The following is a 616-nucleotide window of genomic DNA, read 5'->3' as shown; positions in this document are numbered from 1 at the left end:
TTCCTTTGCTCGAGTGACTTTCGCGGGTCTCTCGAAGAATCACGCGATGACCTTCATTCATCCGGCTACGACACGCCGGTACCGCTGATCAGGTCCGACTCGTACACCACTCTGCTGGACGCAACCACAGCTTCACCTGGAACGGCGATCCAGCGCGCTGAAAGTAGCTCATCCCCAACCTAATTCGTGAAGACGATCGTCATCGATCCCGAAATGATGTGCAATCTCGTGGATTACGGTGATCGCGACTTCCTCGACCACGTCGGCTTCGCTATCGCACATGTCCAGCAGTGGTTCCCGATAGATCGTCACGGTGTCGGGAAGTGATCCGGCGTAGCTTGAATCGCGCTCGGTGAGCGCCACGCCCTCGTACAGGCCCAGCAGTTCGGGGTCCTCCGGGTGTTGATCCTCGACCAGGATCACGACATTGTCGATCGCCTTGGCAAGTCCGGGCGGAATCAAATCCAGTGCGTCGCCGACCAATTCCTCGAACCGCTGCGGGTTCATCCGGACGGGCACTAAGCCGGGGGGAGCGGAACGTCGGCCGTCCCAGAGGAACACGCAGCGGTTCGAGGAATTGGGAGGACACGGACTGGATTCGAATATGCTGCGACTT

1 protein-coding gene is annotated in these 616 nt (G+C 58.9%); it reads right to left on the bottom strand.

Translation table 11 applies throughout. From position 1 onward, the window contains the following. Nucleotides 1–168: 168 nt before the first annotated feature. Nucleotides 169–519, bottom strand: a complete 351-nt coding sequence (locus HPC46_RS34640; protein ID WP_179476471.1) for a metallopeptidase family protein — start codon at nt 517–519, stop codon at nt 169–171. Nucleotides 520–616: the final 97 nt, after the last annotated feature.

Origin of the sequence: Mycolicibacterium vinylchloridicum (assembly GCF_013404075.1) — a bacterium.
Lineage (GTDB): Bacteria > Actinomycetota > Actinomycetes > Mycobacteriales > Mycobacteriaceae > Mycobacterium > Mycobacterium vinylchloridicum.
Note: the sequence above shows the minus strand (reverse complement) of the source record. Positions and strands in the feature narration are given on the sequence as shown.